An 18810-nucleotide genomic window follows, 5' to 3' on the forward strand; every position below is an offset into this window, starting at 1 on the left:
TCGCGACAGAAATGTGCTCGGTATGGGATTTGAACCCATGTCCTCGGCTCGAAAGGCCAAGATGATTGGCCGGACTACACCAACCGAGCGCATTCTATCGTCTCGGGTGCATCAATTTAATCCCATCGAAATAGCCCCTCTCTGTGCCGCGGTGGCACGCGCCCATCAGTCGGCCGACAAACCGACAGCAAGCAGAACTGTCGGCGGGCCGCAATCGGAAAAAATACCGGCCGAGAATCTACTGATTCCGCCGCGGTAGCGGTGAAACGCCCGGCTTACTTCCCTTCGAAGTTCGGTTCCCCATCGCCCATGAACGCCGTGATGCCCTCCATCACGTCCTCCGTTCCGATGAGGTGGCCGAACGCTTGGGATTCGACTTCGAGTCCGGCGTCCGTGTCGTCGCGGCCAGCGTGCATCGCGCGCTTGGTGTAGCGCTGCGCGACCGGCGGCCCGGCGGCGAGGTCGGCGGCCAGTTCGAACGCGCGGTCGTCGAGTTCGTCGTTGCCGACGACTTCGTTGACGAAGCCGAAGTCGGCCATCTCCGCGGCGTCGTAGCGCTCGGCGGTGAAGATTATCTCCTTCGCGCGGCCCTCGCCGACGATGTTGGCGAGGCGGACGGTCCCGCCCCATCCGGGCAGGAGGCCGAGGTTATGTTCCGGTTGGCCGAGTTCGGAGCGCTCGGAGGCGACGCGGAGGTCGGCACAGGTCGCCAGTTCCATCCCGCCGCCGAGGGCGTAGCCGTCGATACCGGCGACGACCGGCATCGGGCACTCCTCGAGTTTGCCGAAGGTCTCTTGGCCGTTCTTCGAGAGTTCGACGGCTTCCAGTGGCGTCGCGTTCGAGGCCATCGACTGCACGTCGGCCCCGGCCGAGAACGCCTTGTCACCGGCCCCGGTCAGGAGAATCGAGCGCACCTCGTCGTCCTCGCTGAGCAGGTCTATCGCCTCGCCCAGTTCCGCGAGCAGGTCCGGGCTGACGGTGTTCATCCGGTGGGGGCGGTCGAGTTCGATGTGACCGACCATCTCGCCGGGGTACGAGACGGTGATGTTCTCGAACTCGGCGGCGTCCTCGTCGTCGCTACCGTAGAAGCCGCCCGATTCGGCGGCCTCGCGGAGGCCGTCGGCGACTTCGTAGCGTTCCTCGCCGGTCTCGTCGTGGACTGCTTCGAGCGTCTCGACGAGCGTTTCGAGGCCCGCCTTGTCGGCCAGTTTCGCGGGGCCTTCGGGGAACCCGCCGCCGAGCATCACGGCCTCGTCGATGTCGGCCACGGGGGCCACGTCGTTCTCGACGAGTTTGCCGACTTCGTTCGCCATCACGGCGAGCAGGCGGTGTTCCACGTCCTCGCGGCCCGCGTCGGTCGGGATGTCCGCGCCGCCGTTCTCGTAGTCGTAGAAGCCTTTGCCGGTCTTCTTCCCGAGTTCCTCGGCCTCGACTTTCTGTTCGAGGAGCGGACACGGGGCGTAGGGTTCGCCGAGGACTTCGTGCATGTACTCCAAGACGTGGAGGCCAACGTCGTTCCCGACCTGGTCGGAGAGTTCGAACGACCCCATCGGAAGGCCCATGTCGAACTTCGTCGTCGAGTCGACTTCGGCGATGGAGGCCACGTCGTCGTGGACTATCCAGCACGCCTCGTTCATCAGGGGGACGAGGATGCGGTTGACGATGAATCCCGGCGAGTCTTTGCGGACGCGGACGGGCGATTTCCCGAAGTCCTCGGCGAGTTGCTCGATGGTGTCGAGCGTCTCGTCACTCGTGTGCGCGCCCGTGATGACTTCGACGAGTTGCATCCGCACCGGCGGGTTGAAGAAGTGCATGCCGCAGAACTGCTCGGGCCGCTCTGTCACCTCGGAGAGTTCCGTGATGGAGAGGCTGGAGGTGTTCGTCGCGAAGATGGCCTCGTCCGGGGCGTGTTCCTCAACGTCGGTGTAGACGTCCTTCTTTATCTCCATCTTCTCGGGGACCGCCTCGATGACCACGTCGACGTCGCCGACGGCTTCGGCCACGTCCACGAGCGGGGTCACGCGGTCGAGCGCGGCGTCGGCCTCATCCTGCGTGAGTTGGTCCTTCTCGGCCAGTTTGTTCAGCGACCACTCGATGTTGTCGTACCCGCTCTGGACGAACTCGTCTTTGATGTCGCGCATCCGAACCTCGTAGCCCGCGAGGGCGGCCACTTCGGCGATACCGTGGCCCATGTTGCCCGCGCCGAGCACTGCAACCGTCTCGATGTCCTCGAAATCCATGACATATATCCCCACTGTCGGCCCACGTTTCAACGTTTCTCTCGTCACAAAACCACGACAGAGTTTACATTCGATAATATACATTAATGCCGGGACACCGACGCGACCCGACGGGGCCACCGACGCGAGGGCGAAACTCGCCCGTAGACGGGGTTTCGACCGGGTCAAAGCTCGGCTTATCGGCGGCGAAGTCGCTCGGTAATCGAGACACTGCGGGCTTTCCCGCTGTACGGCCGTCCTAACTAAGCGCCGGTCGAGTGTGGGTTCCGACGATGGCGAGACAATCACCGTTAGACAACATGGAGTCGTGGCTCGAACAGATGAGTCGGCAGTTCGAGGAGGCCGCCGAGCGGTGGGGCGGCGGGTTCGAGACGTGGGCACCGGACGGGCAACTGCCGCAGGTCGACCTCGTCGACGCGGAGACGGAGTTCGTCGTCACCGCCGACCTGCCCGGTTTCGACAAGGACGAACTGGAAGTGCTCATCACGGACCAGACACTCATAATCGAGGGCGAACACAGCCACGAGACAGACGAAGAATCGGAGAACTACATCCACAGGGAACGCTCGCAACGCTCGGTATCGCGGCGGCTTCGCCTCCCGGAACCGGTCGACGAGGACGACGTTTCGGCGTCGATGGACAAGGGGGTCCTTACCGTCCGCATCGCGAAGGCGGAACCGACGACCGACGGCCACCGCATCGACATCGAGTGAGGCCGTTCGGGGAATCGGCGGCGCCCTACGAACTACCACCTGTTTTATGCCCGTTCGTCCGGGAGTCTCTGCTATGCGCCACAGGAGCACTCGTGACTACTGGGCCGCACGGACCGGACAGCGACTCGTCGCCGCGTCCGGTCGCTGTTGTTGAGTGTGCCGCTCTTTTTCGGCCGAGAGGCATCGGTAACCGACCCCCCGACAAGATAGCACGATGTTCGACACACTCAGCGACGACGTTCGTACCGCACTCGCCAAAGACCCCGCCGCGACCAGCGGCCTCGAAGTGGCCCTCACGTACCCCGGCCTCCACGCCGTCTGGCTGTATCGCCTCGCCAGCGCGCTGTTAGCGCGGGACCACACCCTCACCGCCCGTCTGCTCTCGCATCTGGCGCGCCTGCTCACCGGCGTCGAGATTCACCCCGGTGCTGACGTGGGCGAGCGACTGTTCATCGACCACGGGATGGGAACCGTCATCGGCGAGACGGCCGATATCGGCGACGACGTGCTACTGTACCACGGCGTGACGCTCGGCGGTGCATCGATGCGACGCGAGAAACGCCACCCCACGCTCGAAGACGGGGTGACGGTCGGCGCGAACGCGACGCTCGTCGGTCCGATAACCGTCGGCGAGAACGCCACGGTCGGGGCCGGTGCGGTGGTGGTCGACGACGTGCCGCCGGAGAGCACTGTCGTCGGCAACCCCGCCCGGCCCATCGGTGAGGAGGCCAGCGACGAGGCCGCCGCCACCGAGGACCCCCCGGCGGTCGAGGACTGACGACAGACAGACTCTTTCTCCCGGGACCGCTACGGTACCACGACGATGGACTCCGCATTCGAGACGCTTCGCGAGGACCCGGACATCGGGCCGCTGGTCGACCGGCACGGCGAACTCACGCTGGACCCCGCCGAGGACTTGTTCGAGCGGTTGGTGGTCTCCATCCTCCGTCAGCAGGTGTCGATGGCGTCGGCCGCCGCGACTCGCGAGCGCCTGTTCGACGCCGTCGAAGTGACGCCCGCGGGCGTCCTCGCGGCGGACGACGAGGTGCTCAGGGACGCCGGACTCTCGCGTCAGAAGACCCGCTACGTCAACGCGGTGGCGACGGCTTTCGACGAGCACGGGTACAGCATCGACTACTTCGAGGGGATGGACGACGACGCCGTGCGAAACGACCTGACCGACATCACCGGCGTCGGCGACTGGACCGCCGATATGCAACTGATGTTCTCGCTCGGCCGCGAGGACGTGTTCCCGGTCGGTGACCTCGGCATCCGCAAGGGATTCACTACCCTCATCGGCGAGGGCTACAACCGCGCGGAGATGGTGGAATACGCAGAACGGTGGCGACCGTATCGGAGTTACGCGAGCCTCTACCTCTGGCGAGTCGAGGAGGACGTCGCCGAGAGCGTCGATGAAGTCGCCGACGAGTAGCTATTCTTCGGCCTGCTCTTCCTCTTCTGCGTCCGTGTCGTACTCGTCGTCGATGCGGCGGTTCACGTCGACCTGATAGTGTTTGAGGATGTCCCGACCGAGCAAGAGCGGGTAGTCCATGTGCGAGCGGTCTTCGACGCTCGCGGTGACGGTGTGTTGCGTCCCACCGATACCGACGACGAGGTCCACGACCGGGCGCGAGCGGCCCGATTTCACGCTCCCTGACTTTATCTTCACGATGTCCAGAATCGGGCCGGTTCCGATTTCGGCCGCGAGTTCCGCGTCGATGCTGGTTCGGGTGGCCCCGGTGTCTGACTTCCCCAGGACCGTCTTGTGCCCGCGCGTCCCCGAGACGACGACTTCCTCGATGTAGCCGATGGTGACGTTCTCCGGCGGGACGGTCGTCGATTTCCGCGGCGTCGCGGTGGGTCGCGAGTCGTCGAGACGGTCCGAGAGGCGTTCGACTTCGGCGTCGTCGACGCTCCCGCCCGCGCGTTCGACGGCCAGTTGGACGATGTAGGGCGCGGGGCTGATACCGCTGGCTTTGAACAGGCCCCGGAACCCGGCGGTCGGGTTGACTTCGAGAACGTAGTAGCCGTCCTCGCCCTGCACGATGTCGACGCCGGCGTAGTCGAGGCCGACAGCGTCAGCGGAATCGAGGGCCATCTGTCGGACCTGGTCGGGCAGGCGGCCGGTCATGTCTTCGACTTCCCCGCCGAGAGCGACGTTGGTCCGCCACTCGCCTTCGGGGGCGTAGCGGTTCATCGCCGCGACGACTTGGTCGCCGACGACGTACACCCGCAGGTCGTGGTGTCGCTGGTCGTCGTGTTCGAGGAACTCTTGGAGGAAGGCGTGACGCTCGCCGACCTGGGCGTTCACCGGGTCGTTCAGGTCGACCATCCACGTCCCGCCGCCGTGTGTCCCGATAGCCGTCTTGTAGACCGCTCGCTCGCCGAAGCGTTCACGCTCCTTGTTGAGGCGCTGGTTCGACAGCGCCAGCACGGCGTCGGGAATCGGTACGCCAGCGTTCGCCAGCGCCGCCGCCGTGGCGAATTTATGCAGCGCGGTCATCGCCGCGGTCGGTTCGTTCAGCATCGGGGCGACGCGGTTGAGGGTCAGCGCGAGGCCCGCGCCTTCCATCGGTTCCTCGTCGCTGGAGAGCAGCAGACGGTTCGCGATAACGTCGACGTCGGGGTCGAGGGTAACTTTGCCGTCCTCGGTCATAACGGCGGTGTTCTCCTCGCGGAGCCACGCCGTGTCGTAGCCAAGTTCCTCCGCGGCGTTCAGAATCGCCTTCGATTCCTTGCTGGAGTGGAGGCTCAACACGCCGACGGTGATGTCTTCGTCGCTCATACCTGGGATTCACGTGGCGACAGGAAAACCCTGATGGGTCGATTGTCCGTGAGTGAGAGAGTGACTGTGATAGGCCCGCTTCACTCGGAGTCGAATCCGATTTCGGCGTGCGTGCCGTCACAGAAGGGTTTGTTCGCCGAACCGCCACAGCGACAAAGCCATGCCTCGGTTCTCGACTCCCGGCCGCTCCCCGAGACGAGGTCGAAGGGTCCGTCCAAGCGGAAGGGGCCGTCTTCCGTCGCGGTGATGGTGAGTTCGTCGGCTTGGGTCCCGGCGGCCGCCGTCGCTGCGTCGTCATCGGCGCTCACGTCGTCCGGCCGCCACTCCACCCCGACGGCGTCGAAGACGCGGGCGTGACTGTTGTCACAGAGCGGTTTGTTCATCGAGTGGCCGCACCGACACAGCGCAAGCCGTGTATCTTCGAGCAGCGTCTCGCCCTCTTCGTCGGTCACCGTCGCGTCGCCCCGGACGTACACGGGACCCTGCGCCGTCGCGGTGACGGTGTTCCGGTCGGGAACTGGCTCTGGTGTCCCGTCCGCGCGTTCGTAGTGGAGCGCCCCAGTGGGACAGCGCTCGACCACGTCGGCCACGGCGTCGGGCGACGCCTCGTTGGGGTCGACCCACGGACGTTTCGAGGTGTCGAAGACGGCGGGCAGGCCCTCAACGCACTCCCTGACGTGGATACAGCGGTTCGAGTCGAACGTCACGTCGACGTCCTCGCCGTCGTAGTGGTGGATGTCCTCCTCCATGAGGTGGTGTCACGCGGTAACAACTTACGTGTTTGTACCGCCGCCAGACACCCTTTTACGAGCGGTCCCGCTTATCAGGGTATGAACGAGGACGAACCGTTCACCTACGACGGTGGACGGGTAGACCCGGGCGAGACGCAGAACGTCCGGTACACGGTGAGCGAGACGTATATGGGCGACCCGGTCCGGATGCCGGTCACCATCGTCAACGGTGAGCGGCCGGGACCGACGGGGTTTCTCTCGGCGGCGGCGCACGGCGACGAACTGAACGGCATCGAAGTCGTTCGGGAGGTGGCCCACGAGTGGGACCACACCGAACTGGCCGGGACGCTGGTCTGTCTCCCGGTGTTGAACGTGCCCGCGTTCCTGGCACAGGAGCGGTATCTCCCCATCTACGACCGCGACCTCAACCGCTCGTTCCCGGGGAACCCGGACTCGACGAGCGCGAAGCGGATGGCCCACCGCATCTTCCGGAACTTCCTGGAACCCTGTGACTTCGGCCTGGACTTCCACACGTCGACGCGCGGTCGGACGAACATGCTCCACGTCAGGGCCGACATGGACGACGAACCGGTGGCCCGCGTCGCCAACGCCTTCGCCTCGAACGTCATCATCTCGTCGGAGGGGCCCAGCGGGTCACTCAGGCGAGAGGTCAGCGCCGCGGACGCGCCGACAATCACCATCGAGATGGGCGAAGCCCACCGGTTCCAGCGACCGCTCATCGACAGCGCGCTCGAAAGCGTCCGGTCGGTACTGGCGGAGTTCGAGATGCTGCCGTCGGAAGTCGTCCAGTGGCCGGGGTGGCGCACCGTCATCGACAACAGCGACGAGAAAACGTGGATTCGCGCCGACGCTGGCGGCCTCGTGGACATGCATCACGAACGCGGTGCGCTCGTCTACGAGGACGACATCATCTGCACCATCGCGAACCCGTTCAAAACGGAGGACACCACGGTCAGGGCTCCCTTCACGGGGTTGCTCGTCGGCGTATTGGAGAACCCGCTCGTCTATCCCGGCAACCCGCTCTGTCACCTCGTGCGCCTCGATAACCGGACGCGGCGGGCGCTCGAACGGAGTCAGGAGTTCCCCGGCGACGGGGGCGTCGGTTCGCCGCCGTAACAGTCGACCTAGATGCCTAGGCAGTAACGTAATGTAGTACTGACAACTACAACTTCGGTGATGAGCGATGTGCCACTGGACATACTCGCCAAGGAACGTCGTCGGATGGTGCTCCGACGACTAGACGACGCACGAGACCCGTCTTCGGGGCTGTCTGTCCCCGGGGACTTCTACGACGGGACCGCGCCCCGTGCGGAACAGATAGCACTCCACCACGTAGACCTCCCGAAACTCGCCGACGCAGGCGCAATCAACTGGGACCGGCACGACGGCGTGGTGTATCCCGGCCCGGAGTTCGAGGGATTCGCCGAACTACTCCGCAGGATATCGACAGCGCCGAACCGGCACAAGTAGGAATACGCCCGAACATCGAGCGGTCAGTCCCCGACGCCGTCGCTGGGTACGACTGATTCGGCCCGCGACCGCACGCCAATAGCGACGGAGGTGTTCCGACAGTTCTTTACCACCCCTAGTTACACCCTTAAAGTGAAGAACCTACCACCACAGCATCGGCATCTACGCGTCGCCGTGGTGGTGACGACAGCGGAACACACATACACATACACATACGATGCCCACGATACCGCCCAACACAAAGGATATTTTTCACCGGCCCGGACGGTTCAGTGTGCTCGCTGAACGAAGGCCGAACAGACCACACATCGACCGCCCCGCGACCACGTCTCTCGGGGGGACGTCGGCGTGAAGAAAACGGATTCGACGCCGCCGTCGGTGCTCGTCGTCGACGCAATCGCGGAAGTCGAGGGCGTCGAACCGATAGACCTCGATTTCGTCTTGGAGGACCAAATCGACACCGAGGCACTGGACGACTTGTTCGCCCACGACAGCCCACCGAAAACCGTCGAGTTCAACGTCGGAAGCCACCACGTCATCGTCACCGATGACGCGGTGCGCGTCGACGGTCGGGCGACGCTGGAACGCGCCTGAACACCGGTCGAACACGTAATCTAATAGAGGTATTTTCCGACGGTAGCGGCGATACACGCACGCGGTAGTAACTACTATCTGTCCCCGGACTAACCCCCGAGTGTATGAGTCAGTCTTACAACCGCGGCACCGTCGAGGACTTCGGACGGTGGCGGGAGTTCTCGGCCGGGATGTGGGCCTGGATATTCCACAAGTTCACCGGCTGGGTTCTCGTGGGGTATCTGTTTACCCACATCGCCGTCCTCAGTACGTCCCTCGGTGGCGCCGAACTCTATACGAACACACTGCAGGGGCTCGAAGCCCTGCTCATCGTTCGCTTCCTCGAAGTCGGACTGCTCGCCGTCGCCGTCTTCCACATTCTGAACGGCATTCGCCTGCTGATGGTGGACCTCGGTGTCGGCCTCGAAGCACAGGACAAGAGCTTCTACGCGTCGCTGCTGCTGACCGGCGCCATCGTCGTCGGTAGCATCCCGACGTTCCTCGGGGGGCCGTTGGCGTAATGGCCGAACACTACTCGTCCTTCGAGCGGGGCGGCCGTCGCTGGCTCCTGCAGCGTCTGACGGCGGTGTTCCTCATCGGCGTCCTCGCGTTCCACTTCATGCTGTTGCACTTCGTCAACCACGCGGCGGACATCACCTTCGCTGGGACGCAGGCGCGGATGGGACAGATTAGCTACTTCGCGACGATGTGGCTATTCCTCGTGACGGCGACGTTCCACGGCGTCAACGGCGTCTACAACGCCCTCGTCAATCAGGGCATCAGCGGATCACAGAAGACCGCAGTGAAGTACGTCCTCGTCGTCGCGGGCCTGCTTCTCGTCGCCCAGGGCACGCGGGTCGCACTCGCGATGAACGGGTTCCTCTAAACAATGAGTACACAGATAGAACAACAGGAGACCGAGACGGAAGAACAGGAGGCCGAACCAGAGGTGGAGTCGCCGGGCGACCGCCGCCGGGCGGCGAAACGACAACGACAGACCGAACGGGACATCCAGCGTGAGACGGAGGAGGAGACGCTGGACGACGAGGAGACGGTCACCCTGAAAGTGTTCCGCTACGACCCCGAAGTCGAGGGGAAGCAGGAACCGCGATTCGACGACTTCGCCGTCCCCTTCCACAAGGGGATGACCGTGCTCGACGCGCTTATCTACGCCCGGGACCGCTACGACTCCTCGCTCACGTTCCGCCACTCCTGCCGACAGGCGGTGTGTGGTTCGGACGCGCTGTTCGTCAACGGCAGGCAGCGACTCGGTTGTAAGACCCAGCTATCGGACCTGGAGGACCCGGTCCGCATCGAACCGCTCCCCCACCAAGAGGTCGTCAAGGACCTCGTCGTGGACATGGAGCACTTCTACGACCAGATGGAGGCCGTCGAACCGTACTTCGACGCCGACGAACTCCCCGAGGACAGCCTCGAAGAGCAGCGCCAGACCCGAGAGAACCGCGAGAAAGTGAAGATGTCGACGCGGTGTATCTGGTGCGGCGCGTGCATGTCCTCGTGTAACATCGCGGCCGGGGACAACGAGTACCTCGGCCCGGCCGCCATCAACAAGGCCTACCGGTTCGCGATGGACGAGCGCGAAGGCGAGAACCGCAAGCAAGAACGCCTCCGCATCATCGAGCAGGAACACGGCGTCTGGCGGTGCCAGACCCAGTTCTCCTGTACTGAAGTGTGCCCGAAGGACATCCCCCTGACCGAGCACATCCAAGAGTTGAAGCGCGAAGCGGTGAAGAACAACCTCAAGTTCTGGTAGTCCTAAGCGACGCCAGACACGCTACTACTTTCCACACACTATGTACGAACACGACGTTATCGTGGTCGGCGCGGGTGGCGCTGGCCTCCGTGCGGCTATCGCAGCGGACGAAGAGGGCGCAGACGTCGCCCTCGTGACGAAACTCCATCCGGTCCGCAGTCACACGGGCGCGGCAGAGGGAGGCATCAACGCCTCGCTCCGGGAGGGCGACTCCTGGGACCTGCACGCCTACGACACGATGAAAGGCTCCGACTACCTCGGGGACGCCCCGGCGATAGACACCTTCGCCAAGACGGCCCCCGAGGAAGTCATCCAACTCGAACACTGGGGGATGCCGTTCTCCCGCGAGGACGACGGCCGCGTCTCCCAGCGCCCCTTCGGCGGGATGTCGTTCCCCCGGACCACGTACGCGGGCGCTGAGACCGGACACCACCTCCTGCACACGATGTACGAGCAGGCGGTCAAGCGCGGCATCGAAGTGTACGACGAGTGGTACGTCACCAACCTCGCGGTGACCGACCACGACGACCCAGAAGACCGGGAATGTCACGGCTGTGTCGCCTACGACATCAAGTCCGGCAAGATAGAGGGCTTCCGCGCGAAGGGCGGCGTCATCCTCGCGACGGGCGGCCTCGGGCAGGCCTTCGACCACACGACCAACGCCGTCGCCAACACTGGCGACGGATGCGCGATGGCCTACCGCGCCGGCGTTCCGATGGAGGACATGGAGATGATTCAGTTCCACCCGACGACGCTCCCGTCGACGGGCGTGCTCATCTCCGAGGGTGTCCGCGGTGAGGGCGGCATCCTCTACAACGACGACGAGGAGCGGTTCATGTTCGAGTACGGCTACGCGAACAACGACGGCGAACTCGCCTCTCGTGACGTGGTCTCCCGCGCGGAACTCACCGAGGTCAACGAGGGCCGCGGTATCGAGGACGAGTACGTCGACCTGGACATGCGCCACCTCGGCGAGGAGCGCATCCTCGACCGACTGGAGAACATCCTCCACCTCGCGGAGGACTTCGAGGGCGTCGACGGCCTCGACGAACCGATGCCGGTCAAGCCCGGCCAGCACTACGCCATGGGCGGCGTCGAGTGCGACGAGAACGGTGAGACCTGTATCGAGGGCCTCTACGCCGCTGGCGAGACGGCCTGCGTCTCCCTCCACGGCGCGAACCGCCTCGGCGGGAACGCCCTGCCCGAACTGCTCGTCTTCGGCGCGCGCGCCGGGTACCACGCCGCTGGCAAGGACATGAAGACCGCGGAGATTCAGACCGGGCCGTCCGCCAAGAGCGAGGACGGGGACGTGCAACCGCCCGTCGCGCCCGGCGCTGTCGACGCGGGCGACGAAGACGTGGCCGCCGACGGCGCGGCCGTCGAACCCACCGGCGTCATCGAGAACGCCGTCGAACGGGAGCAAGACCGCGTCGAGACGTTGCTGGAAGACGACGGCATCAACCACGCCGAAGTCCGGGCCGACGTGCAGGAGACGATGACCCAGAACGTCAACGTCTTCCGGGAAGAAGAGAGCCTGAAGACGGCTCTCCGTGACCTCCGGACCGCCCGCGAGGAGTACGAACACGTCGCCGTCGCCGACCCGTCGCGCACCTACAACACGGACCTCATCCACACCATCGAGACGCGCAACATCCTCGACGTGGCCGAGGCCATCACGCTCGGTGCGCTGGCCCGCGAGGAGTTCCGCGGCGCGCACTGGCGCGCGGAGTTCCAGGAGCGCCGCGACGAGGAGTGGATTAAGCACACGATGCTCGCGTGGAACGAGGGCACGCCGGAACTGTACTACAAGCCGGTCATCCTCGAAGGCGACGAGGAGACGTACGAACCGAAAGAGCGGAGCTACTGACGCCGTTCAGGGCGCGCCGACGAGGACGAACTGACTCTCGGTATCGCCGTTCCCTATCTGTCTGACCGAGTGCGGGTCGATTCTGAGTGCACCGCCAGCGGTTAGCTCGACCGCCTCGCCATTCGTGGAACTGCATTTCGTGTAGGTCACGCCCGAACGTCCGCTCTCGGTTCGGAAATGCGCACTTCCAATCTGACTGGACTCACCCGAACGGCTTTGCCCCGACCGACCCACTGTTGATGTGAGAATGCTGGTTTCGGGAACTGTCGTCGCCGATAGCGAGACGGTCGTCGAAGACGGGGCCGTCGTGACTGCCGACGGAAAAATCGCGTTCGTCGGAGCGGCGAGTGCGGCGAGAGAGGCGTACCCGGACCACGAACGCCGCCGTGTCGACATCGTGGCCCCGGGACTGGTCGGCGGACACGTCCACAGCGTCCAGAGCCTCGGCCGTGGTATCGCCGACGACGTGCCCTTACTGGAGTGGTTAGAAGACCACGTCCTGCCGATGGAGGCCGCTCTCGACGCGGAGTCGACGCGCGTCGCCGCGGCGCTCGGCTATCTGGAGTGTCTCGAAAGCGGCGTCACTACCGTCGTCGACCACCTCACCGTCGACCACGCGAGCGAGGCGTTCGAGGCCGCTGGCGAGGTGGGCATCCGCGGTCTCCTCGGAAAGGTGTTGATGGACCGCGACGCCCCCGAGGGTTTGCTCGAACCAGCGGACGCGGCCCTCGAAGAGTCCGAGCGCCTCATCGAGCGGTATCACGGCGCGTTCGACGACCGTCTCCGATACGCGGTGACGCCGCGATTCGCCCTCAGTTGCTCGGAAACACTACTCCGCGGGGCCCGCGCCCTCGCCGACGAACATCCCGGGGTCCGAATCCACACGCACGCGAGCGAGAACCGCGACGAAGTCGCGGAGGTGACAGCGCGGACCGGAATGCGAAACATCGAATGGCTCGACGAGGTGGGCCTGACCGGTCCGGACGTGACGCTCGCCCACTGCGTTTGGACCGAAGACGCAGAGCGTGAGATACTGGCCGAAACGAATACCTGCGTCACGCACTGCCCGTCGGCGAACATGAAACTCGCCAGCGGCGTCGCACCCGTCCCGGACTATCTGGACCGCGGTATCACCGTCGCCCTTGGCAACGACGGCCCGCCCTGCAACAACACGCTGGACGCCTTCACGGAGATGCGACAGGCCGCCCTGCTCCAGTCGGTCGACCGACTCGACGCGACAGCGCTCTCGGCCCCGACGGTGTTCGAGATGGCGACCCGCAACGGTGCGCGGGCCGCCGGATTCGACGACATCGGCGCATTGCGACCGGGTTTCAGAGCCGACCTCGTCGGCCTGACGACCGAGGTGTCACGGGCGACGCCGATTCACGACCCCATCTCACACCTCGTCTACGGTGCCCACGGCGACGACGTGGAGTTCACGATGGTCGACGGCGACGTGGTGTACGCCGACGGCGAACACCGAACCGTCGACGCCGCCGCCATTCGCCGTAGAGCGCGCGAACTGGCGACCCAGTTCCAGCCCGAGTGATGTCATCCCGTCACATATTTGCCTTCGGACCACGAAGAAATGTGCGTCTGGAAGGGTGGCTCAGTGGTAGAGCGCTGCCAGCCAACGTGCCAGAATCGGTTCGGCAGTTTCCCTCGCAGGGCTCCGCGTGGTTCGAATCCCGCCCCTTCCACTTTGTCTCGAACGAACGAGAGTGGCACGTGGGGAACACGGGATTCGAGCACGGCAGGCGCGTGCAACGCGAGTGTCCGTAGCCGCGACTGGCAGAAATTGGGGTGACAGCAAACGTGGTGCCGGTAGCCGTCGAACTACCGACGATGCTTCCCACCGGCCCCGGTGCAATCGGCGAGACGCCCGCGTTGCTCGTCATCGACCCGCAACGAGACTTCCTCGACCCCGAAGGGGCCGTCTACTGCCCGTCGTCGTCCGTCGGCGACACCGAGCGCGTCAAAGAGACCGGTCGTGTCGTCAGGTGAGTCGATTTGCGCGTCGTCGACCGTCAGGGGCCGGACGACGAAGTCACTCGTCGCAATCTCCTCCGGTACGTCGCCAGGCGTCGGCAGTAAGTCGGGCGTTTCGAACGGCACGACCCACAGATACGTGGCGTCGGCTATCGGCGTTGTGACTGCGGTGACTCTTACCTCGCCCCGTCCGGAGATTGGTCTGGGGGAGTAGCGTCGGAAGGAATTTTGCGTGGGTGCAGTCCCAAGGGAGTGCACCTGCATCGTCCCGGCGGCGACGCCGCCGTGTGTCGGTGGAGTGGTCCACCATGCGATGCGTGGGACCGGATTTGAACCGGCGGACCCCTACGGGACAGCGCCCTCAACGCTGCGCCGTTGGCCTGGCTTGGCTACCCACGCACGCTCTGTCTTACTGCACTCAATCGTATCCCGCGGTCCAATAAAAGGGCTTTCGTTTGCGATGCACCGCGAGACACAGTGCCATTCTGTCGAACCGGACGTTTGAAATACGACGAAGCCGCTACCGGGGGCATGGCGAAATACTCGACCGGCAGTGGGGGTGACAGCGCCGGCGGGAACTGCGAACTCTGTGGCGCTGACGGTGGCGACCTCCAGACCGCTACCGTCGCGGGCGCGACCCTGCAGGTGTGTCGCGACTGCGCGAACAACCACGGCGAGAACACGCAGTCACAGAGCAGTGACAGTTCTCGCGACGACCGGGACCGCGCGCGACGGGCGGCACAGAACACGGCGCGGCTACAGGACTCGCAGACCCCCGACGCCTCCCACTGGGAGGACGGCGCGGAGTACGACGGCGACCAACTCCCCTACCTCGTGAAGGATTACGGGACGCGCGTCACGAAGGCCCGGCAGGAGGAAGGTCTCCAGACGAGCGAACTCGCCGAGGAACTGGAGTTGGACGAGAGCGACGTTCTCGCCGTCGAGCAGGGGCGGGCGACGCAGGCCAACGTCGGCGGGTCGACCATCGCCGTCCTCGAAGACTACCTCGACATCGAACTCGCGGACGGTCGCTGAGCGCGGTTTCTGTCCGACGGCGGACATAGACCTTTGGTACTACCACGCATAGGCGAGGCCATGGACTTCTCGCCCGAGCAGCGAGCCATCAAGGAGACGGTCAGGGAGTTCGCGGCCGAGGAAATCCGGCCGGGGACGCGCGAGGCGGACCGCGACGAAGTGTTTCCCGAGGGCGTCTGGGACGCTCTCGCAGAGATGGACCTCACGGGCCTGACGACCCCCGCCGAGTACGGCGGGTTCGACGCGGATTCGCGCACGTACGCTATCGTCAACGAGGAACTCGCCTACGGGTCGCTGGCCGTCGCCACCGCGCTGTCGGTCCACTGTCTGGCGACCTCCTGTATCGCGGAGTTCGCCGACGAGGCGGTCCGCGAGGAGTGGCTTCCCGAGATGGTCGACGGCCGCCCGGTCGGCGCGTTCGCACTCTCGGAACCGCAGGCCGGGTCGAACCCGCGCGCGATGACCACCGTGGCCCGGGAAGACGGGAACGAATACGTCCTCGACGGCGAGAAGCAGTGGATAACCAACGGCGCTCGCTCGGGCGTCGTCGTCGTGTTCGCGAAGACGGACCGCGACGACGCCGACTCGATAACCCAGTTCCTCGTCCCGAAAGACAGCGAAGGGCTGACCGTCGGGGACCCGGAGGACAAACTCGGCCTCCGCGCCAGCGATACGACGCCGCTCACGTTCGACGGGGTCCGCATCCCCGAACGGTATCGACTCACCGAGGTCGGTGAGGGGTTGGCCGCCGCGCTGTCGATTCTCAACGGAGGCCGGGTCGCCATCGCGGCCCAAGCCGTCGGCCTCGCCCAATCCGCGCTCGACGAATCGCTGGCCTACGCCAGCGAACGGGAGCAGTTCGACCGCCCCATCGCGGACATCCAGACGATTCGGCACAAACTCGCCGAGATGGCGACGACCGTACAGGCGGGTCGACTGCTCACGTGGGATGCCGCGGGTCGGATGGACCGGGGCGAAGACGCTCGGCAAGCGGCGAGCATGGCGAAGTACTTCGCCAGCGAAGGAGCGGTCGACGTGGCCAACGAGGCCGTCCAGATTCACGGCGGCTACGGCTACACGACCGAGTATCCCGTCGAGCGCCTGTACCGCGACGCGAAGGTGACGACCATCTACGAGGGAACCACGGAGATACAGAAGAACGTCATCGCTCGGTCGCTCCTCGACTGAGCGAAGCGCCTTTGCGAACCGCTGGCGTAACGGCGAGCGTGACCTACGACGCCGTCGTCTACGACCTCGATGGAACGCTCGTCCGCCTCGCCGTGGACTGGGGGGCCGTCGCCAGCGACGTGGCCCGCGTCCTCAGAGACCGCGACGTGGACCCGGGTGACGCCGGACTCTGGGGGATGTTGGAACGCGCCGACGAGACGGGCCACCGCCCGGTCGTCGAGGAGACGATTACCGAGTACGAACGCGAAGGCGCGCGAAACTCCGACCGTCTCGCCTTGGCGGACGGCCTGCCCCACTCGGTGCCGGTGGGCGTCTGTTCGCTCAACGCAGAAGTCGCCTGCCGACTCGCGTTGGAAACCCACGACCTCCAGTCGACGGTCGGTCCGGTCGTGGGCCGCGACACCGTCGGGTCTTCGAAACCGAATCCCGAGGGCCTCCTGACCGTGGTCGACGAACTCGGTGCCGACCCGGAATCGACCGTCTTCGTCGGTGATTCGGAGAGCGACGCCGAAACCGCGCGGCGCGCCGGGACGGCTTTCGAGTGGGCGAGCGAGTTCAGTCAGCGCCGGTATCGGGCGTAGAGGTAGACGGCGACGGCCGTCAGGAACCAGATGACGGCGCCGACCCGGACCGCAAAGAGCGCGCGACTCGTCCACGTGGGCAGCGACACCCCGAACGACGCGAGGACGACGATGGGCGACCCGACGAGGATGGTCGTCACGAAGGTGACCTGCATCACCCATCCGAAGTCCACGCCCTCGGGGTCCGTCTGCTCTACTGCTGGCACGAGCGAGCGTTTCCGAGCGACGGACAAGCGACTTCCGGTTCGCCGCCGACCAGACCTTATTTGCGAGAGTAGCGAAAATCGACGCTCGATGACCACAGAGGACGAACTGCCGGAGATTCCGGTCGTCTGCACGGCCTGCGAGACACGCACGCGCGTGGCGTTTGCGGACGTGGAGGCCGCCGTCGAGCGACACAACGAGCAGTTACACGACGGGGAATCGGTCGCGGAGGTCGACCCCGAAGTACTCGAACAGTTGGTCGACCGCGTGGGCCGGGACCTCGGGTTGCTGGAGTGAGCGACGCGACGGTCCGACCGTACGGACAGGCCGACGCCGACGCACTCTGGGAGTGTAAGCAGGCCTTCGAACTCGGCCTCGGAACGGGGACCGGCGACGACGAGAAGGCCGCGGCCTACCGGGAGAAACTGGACGGCGACTACCGGGCGTCCTACTTCGCGTGGGTCGACCGGTGCGTCGCGGCGGACGAGCGAACCGTTCAGTTGGCGGAACGGGGCGACGAGGTGGTCGGCTACGTCTTCGTCCTGCCGGAGTCGATGGCCCACGTCTGGGACGCGGCGGTGCTGAACGAACTGTACGTCGCCCCGGACCATCGCGGGACGGGCGTGGCCGACGCGCTACTCGACGCGGCGCTGTCGGCGGCCCGCGAGCAATCGCTCCCGCTGGACCGACTCGTCTTGGACGTGGACCCGGACAACGAACGAGCGCGGGCGTTCTACGACCGCTGGGGGTTCGAACCGTGGGGCGAGATGGTCGCTCGCTCCCTGTGAGACCCGAACACGTAATACGACGGCGCGCCCGGCCACGCACATGACCACCGTCCGGGACCTGCAGGCGATGGCGGGCGAGGAACCGATTACGATGCTAACTGCCTACGACGCGGTGATGGCGGGTATCGCCGAGTCCGCGGGCATCGACGTACTCCTCGTCGGCGACAGCATGGGCAACGCCGTCCTCGGGCACGACGATACGCTCCCGGTCACCGTCGACGAGACGGCCTCCCACGTCGGGGCCGTCGCGCGCGGGACGGACGAGGCGCTGGTCGTCGCCGATATGCCGTTCCTCTCTTTTGGCGCCGACGAGGGGCAGAGCGTCGAGAACTGCGGCCGAATGCTCAAAGAGGAGGGCGCGAACGCGGTGAAACTGGAGTCCGGGCCGCACACCGTCGAGTTGACCGAAAAACTGGCGCACCTCGGGATTCCGGTGATGGCACACCTCGGCCTGACGCCCCAGAGCGTGAACCAGACGGGGTACACTCAGCAGGCGGGCGACCGCGAGGAAGCCGAAGAGATTCTCGAACTCGCGACGGCCCACGAGGAGGCTGGCGCGTTCGCCCTCGTCTTAGAACACGTCCCGGCGAACCTCGCCGCGCAGGTCACCGACGCCATCGACATCCCGACCATCGGCATCGGCGCTGGTGGCGAGTGCGACGGACAGGTCCTCGTGTTCACCGACGTCGTCGGACTGGCCGAGTCGAGTCCGCCATTCGCCAAGCAGTTCGGGGACGCCCGCGAGGAGATGCGCGACGCCATCGGCGAGTACGTCGAGGCGGTCGAATCCGGTTCTTTCCCCGGCGAGGAACACGCCAGCACGAACGAGGAACTGGACGACCTGTACTGAC

23 protein-coding genes and 3 tRNA genes are annotated in these 18810 nt (G+C 65.4%); 19 read left to right on the top strand and 7 right to left on the bottom strand.

Annotation, left to right across the window (positions count from 1 at the left end; genetic code table 11):
• Positions 1-14 precede the first annotated feature (14 nt).
• Together NJQ44_RS10010 and NJQ44_RS10015 are read right to left on the bottom strand one after the other, a co-directional pair.
• Positions 15-89 (bottom strand) — tRNA-Glu (locus tag NJQ44_RS10010).
• A 186-nt stretch (positions 90-275) separates the two neighbouring features.
• Positions 276-2240 (bottom strand): 3-hydroxyacyl-CoA dehydrogenase/enoyl-CoA hydratase family protein, encoded by a 1965-nt coding sequence (locus NJQ44_RS10015; protein ID WP_254271207.1) that lies wholly within the window; start codon positions 2238-2240, stop codon positions 276-278.
• A gap of 272 nt (positions 2241-2512) precedes the next feature.
• On the opposite strand from NJQ44_RS10015, the gene NJQ44_RS10020 reads away from it, so the two are divergent.
• The 3 genes from NJQ44_RS10020 to NJQ44_RS10030 all read left to right on the top strand — a co-directional run bounded on the left by NJQ44_RS10020 (position 2513) and on the right by NJQ44_RS10030 (position 4385).
• Positions 2513-2953, top strand: a complete 441-nt coding sequence (locus tag NJQ44_RS10020; RefSeq protein WP_254271208.1) for an Hsp20/alpha crystallin family protein — start codon at positions 2513-2515, stop codon at positions 2951-2953.
• A gap of 214 nt (positions 2954-3167) precedes the next feature.
• A complete protein-coding gene (gene epsC, locus NJQ44_RS10025; RefSeq protein ID WP_254271209.1) occupies positions 3168-3731 on the top strand; it encodes a serine O-acetyltransferase EpsC in 564 nt (187 codons plus the stop codon).
• Positions 3732-3776: 45 nt separating this feature from the next.
• Positions 3777-4385: a DNA-3-methyladenine glycosylase family protein gene (locus NJQ44_RS10030; protein ID WP_254271210.1), complete on the top strand. Its 609-nt coding sequence runs from the start codon at positions 3777-3779 to the stop codon at positions 4383-4385.
• On the opposite strand, the gene NJQ44_RS10035 is transcribed toward NJQ44_RS10030, so the two are convergent.
• Entirely contained in the window at positions 4386-5738 is a 1353-nt protein-coding gene (locus NJQ44_RS10035) for a RimK family alpha-L-glutamate ligase (protein ID WP_254271211.1), read from the bottom strand.
• 80 nt (positions 5739-5818) lie between these two features.
• On the bottom strand, positions 5819-6487 hold the full coding sequence (locus NJQ44_RS10040) for a CDGSH iron-sulfur domain-containing protein (RefSeq protein WP_254271212.1): 669 nt from the start codon (positions 6485-6487) through the stop codon (positions 5819-5821).
• A gap of 81 nt (positions 6488-6568) precedes the next feature.
• On the opposite strand from NJQ44_RS10040, the gene NJQ44_RS10045 reads away from it, so the two are divergent.
• From NJQ44_RS10045 to NJQ44_RS10075, 7 genes are all read left to right on the top strand, one after another.
• Positions 6569-7606 (top strand): succinylglutamate desuccinylase/aspartoacylase family protein, encoded by a 1038-nt coding sequence (locus NJQ44_RS10045; protein WP_254271213.1) that lies wholly within the window; start codon positions 6569-6571, stop codon positions 7604-7606.
• A 60-nt stretch (positions 7607-7666) separates the two neighbouring features.
• Positions 7667-7960, top strand: coding sequence for a hypothetical protein (locus NJQ44_RS10050; RefSeq protein WP_254271214.1), 294 nt, complete (start codon positions 7667-7669; stop codon positions 7958-7960).
• A 348-nt stretch (positions 7961-8308) separates the two neighbouring features.
• Positions 8309-8554, top strand: coding sequence for a HalOD1 output domain-containing protein (locus tag NJQ44_RS10055; protein ID WP_254271215.1), 246 nt, complete (start codon positions 8309-8311; stop codon positions 8552-8554).
• A 104-nt stretch (positions 8555-8658) separates the two neighbouring features.
• On the top strand, positions 8659-9054 hold the full coding sequence (gene sdhC, locus NJQ44_RS10060) for a succinate dehydrogenase, cytochrome b556 subunit (protein ID WP_254271216.1): 396 nt from the start codon (positions 8659-8661) through the stop codon (positions 9052-9054).
• The gene (locus NJQ44_RS10065; RefSeq protein ID WP_254271217.1) at positions 9054-9419 is read left to right on the top strand and encodes a succinate dehydrogenase hydrophobic membrane anchor subunit; all 366 of its coding nucleotides are present in this window, start codon (positions 9054-9056) and stop codon (positions 9417-9419) included. Before sdhC ends, NJQ44_RS10065 begins: the two co-directional genes overlap by 1 nt.
• Before the next feature lie 3 nt (positions 9420-9422).
• Complete coding sequence (locus NJQ44_RS10070) at positions 9423-10307, top strand: succinate dehydrogenase/fumarate reductase iron-sulfur subunit (RefSeq protein ID WP_254271218.1); 885 nt, start codon at positions 9423-9425, stop codon at positions 10305-10307.
• 40 nt (positions 10308-10347) lie between these two features.
• A complete protein-coding gene (locus NJQ44_RS10075; protein ID WP_254271219.1) occupies positions 10348-12174 on the top strand; it encodes an FAD-binding protein in 1827 nt (608 codons plus the stop codon).
• Between the two features lie 6 nt (positions 12175-12180).
• Here NJQ44_RS10075 and NJQ44_RS10080 read toward each other — a convergent pair whose 3' ends face one another.
• The gene (locus tag NJQ44_RS10080; protein WP_254271220.1) at positions 12181-12324 is read right to left on the bottom strand and encodes a hypothetical protein; all 144 of its coding nucleotides are present in this window, start codon (positions 12322-12324) and stop codon (positions 12181-12183) included.
• Between the two features lie 97 nt (positions 12325-12421).
• Here NJQ44_RS10080 and NJQ44_RS10085 point away from each other — a divergent pair, with 97 nt between their 5' ends.
• The 3 genes from NJQ44_RS10085 (at position 12422) to NJQ44_RS10095 (ending at position 14178) form a co-directional block, all read left to right on the top strand.
• Positions 12422-13723 carry a 5'-deoxyadenosine deaminase gene (locus NJQ44_RS10085; protein WP_254271221.1) on the top strand — a complete coding sequence of 434 codons (1302 nt, stop codon included), beginning with the start codon at positions 12422-12424 and terminating at the stop codon, positions 13721-13723.
• Positions 13724-13772: 49 nt separating this feature from the next.
• A tRNA-OTHER gene (locus tag NJQ44_RS10090) sits at positions 13773-13874 on the top strand.
• A gap of 103 nt (positions 13875-13977) precedes the next feature.
• Positions 13978-14178 (top strand): hypothetical protein, encoded by a 201-nt coding sequence (locus NJQ44_RS10095; RefSeq protein ID WP_254271222.1) that lies wholly within the window; start codon positions 13978-13980, stop codon positions 14176-14178.
• Positions 14179-14477: 299 nt separating this feature from the next.
• Here the strand turns inward: NJQ44_RS10095 and NJQ44_RS10100 are convergent.
• Positions 14478-14562 (bottom strand) — tRNA-Leu (locus NJQ44_RS10100).
• A 132-nt stretch (positions 14563-14694) separates the two neighbouring features.
• On the opposite strand from NJQ44_RS10100, the gene NJQ44_RS10105 reads away from it, so the two are divergent.
• The 3 genes from NJQ44_RS10105 to NJQ44_RS10115 are packed head-to-tail and all read left to right on the top strand — an operon-like array spanning position 14695 to position 16967.
• Entirely contained in the window at positions 14695-15198 is a 504-nt protein-coding gene (locus NJQ44_RS10105; protein WP_254271223.1) for a helix-turn-helix domain-containing protein, read from the top strand.
• Positions 15199-15258: 60 nt separating this feature from the next.
• Positions 15259-16386 (top strand): acyl-CoA dehydrogenase family protein, encoded by a 1128-nt coding sequence (locus NJQ44_RS10110; RefSeq protein WP_254271224.1) that lies wholly within the window; start codon positions 15259-15261, stop codon positions 16384-16386.
• Between the two features lie 38 nt (positions 16387-16424).
• Positions 16425-16967 carry an HAD family hydrolase gene (locus NJQ44_RS10115; RefSeq protein ID WP_254271225.1) on the top strand — a complete coding sequence of 181 codons (543 nt, stop codon included), beginning with the start codon at positions 16425-16427 and terminating at the stop codon, positions 16965-16967.
• On the opposite strand, the gene NJQ44_RS10120 is transcribed toward NJQ44_RS10115, so the two are convergent.
• Positions 16946-17173, bottom strand: a complete 228-nt coding sequence (locus tag NJQ44_RS10120; RefSeq protein WP_254271226.1) for a DUF5822 domain-containing protein — start codon at positions 17171-17173, stop codon at positions 16946-16948. The genes NJQ44_RS10115 and NJQ44_RS10120 overlap by 22 nt on opposite strands.
• An 88-nt stretch (positions 17174-17261) precedes the next feature.
• Here NJQ44_RS10120 and NJQ44_RS10125 point away from each other — a divergent pair, with 88 nt between their 5' ends.
• Genes NJQ44_RS10125 through panB form a run of 3 tightly spaced genes read left to right on the top strand, consistent with a single transcriptional unit; the run spans position 17262 to position 18809 of the window.
• A complete protein-coding gene (locus NJQ44_RS10125; RefSeq protein ID WP_254271227.1) occupies positions 17262-17468 on the top strand; it encodes a DUF8149 family protein in 207 nt (68 codons plus the stop codon).
• Positions 17465-17959 (top strand): GNAT family N-acetyltransferase, encoded by a 495-nt coding sequence (locus NJQ44_RS10130; protein ID WP_254271228.1) that lies wholly within the window; start codon positions 17465-17467, stop codon positions 17957-17959. Before NJQ44_RS10125 ends, NJQ44_RS10130 begins: the two co-directional genes overlap by 4 nt.
• A 40-nt stretch (positions 17960-17999) precedes the next feature.
• Entirely contained in the window at positions 18000-18809 is an 810-nt protein-coding gene (gene panB, locus NJQ44_RS10135; protein WP_254271229.1) for a 3-methyl-2-oxobutanoate hydroxymethyltransferase, read from the top strand.
• The last annotated feature ends 1 nt before the right edge of the window (position 18810 follow it).

Origin of the sequence: Haloarcula marina (assembly GCF_024218775.1) — an archaeon.
GTDB classification, from domain to species: Archaea; Halobacteriota; Halobacteria; order Halobacteriales; family Haloarculaceae; genus Haloarcula; species Haloarcula marina.

Bases quoted from the DNA above. Each gene is read 5' to 3' on its own strand.
- NJQ44_RS10015 (WP_254271207.1), bottom strand. From the start codon at position 2,240: ATGGATTTCGAGGACATCGAGACGGTTGCAGTGCTCGGCGCGGGCAAC.
- NJQ44_RS10020 (WP_254271208.1), top strand. From the start codon at position 2,513: ATGGCGAGACAATCACCGTTAGACAACATGGAGTCGTGGCTCGAACAG.
- epsC (WP_254271209.1), top strand. From the start codon at position 3,168: ATGTTCGACACACTCAGCGACGACGTTCGTACCGCACTCGCCAAAGAC.
- NJQ44_RS10030 (WP_254271210.1), top strand. From the start codon at position 3,777: ATGGACTCCGCATTCGAGACGCTTCGCGAGGACCCGGACATCGGGCCG.
- NJQ44_RS10035 (WP_254271211.1), bottom strand. From the start codon at position 5,738: ATGAGCGACGAAGACATCACCGTCGGCGTGTTGAGCCTCCACTCCAGC.
- NJQ44_RS10040 (WP_254271212.1), bottom strand. From the start codon at position 6,487: ATGGAGGAGGACATCCACCACTACGACGGCGAGGACGTCGACGTGACG.
- NJQ44_RS10045 (WP_254271213.1), top strand. From the start codon at position 6,569: ATGAACGAGGACGAACCGTTCACCTACGACGGTGGACGGGTAGACCCG.
- NJQ44_RS10050 (WP_254271214.1), top strand. From the start codon at position 7,667: ATGAGCGATGTGCCACTGGACATACTCGCCAAGGAACGTCGTCGGATG.
- sdhC (WP_254271216.1), top strand. From the start codon at position 8,659: ATGAGTCAGTCTTACAACCGCGGCACCGTCGAGGACTTCGGACGGTGG.
- NJQ44_RS10065 (WP_254271217.1), top strand. From the start codon at position 9,054: ATGGCCGAACACTACTCGTCCTTCGAGCGGGGCGGCCGTCGCTGGCTC.
- NJQ44_RS10070 (WP_254271218.1), top strand. From the start codon at position 9,423: ATGAGTACACAGATAGAACAACAGGAGACCGAGACGGAAGAACAGGAG.
- NJQ44_RS10075 (WP_254271219.1), top strand. From the start codon at position 10,348: ATGTACGAACACGACGTTATCGTGGTCGGCGCGGGTGGCGCTGGCCTC.
- NJQ44_RS10085 (WP_254271221.1), top strand. From the start codon at position 12,422: ATGCTGGTTTCGGGAACTGTCGTCGCCGATAGCGAGACGGTCGTCGAA.
- NJQ44_RS10105 (WP_254271223.1), top strand. From the start codon at position 14,695: ATGGCGAAATACTCGACCGGCAGTGGGGGTGACAGCGCCGGCGGGAAC.
- NJQ44_RS10110 (WP_254271224.1), top strand. From the start codon at position 15,259: ATGGACTTCTCGCCCGAGCAGCGAGCCATCAAGGAGACGGTCAGGGAG.
- NJQ44_RS10125 (WP_254271227.1), top strand. From the start codon at position 17,262: ATGACCACAGAGGACGAACTGCCGGAGATTCCGGTCGTCTGCACGGCC.
- panB (WP_254271229.1), top strand. From the start codon at position 18,000: ATGACCACCGTCCGGGACCTGCAGGCGATGGCGGGCGAGGAACCGATT.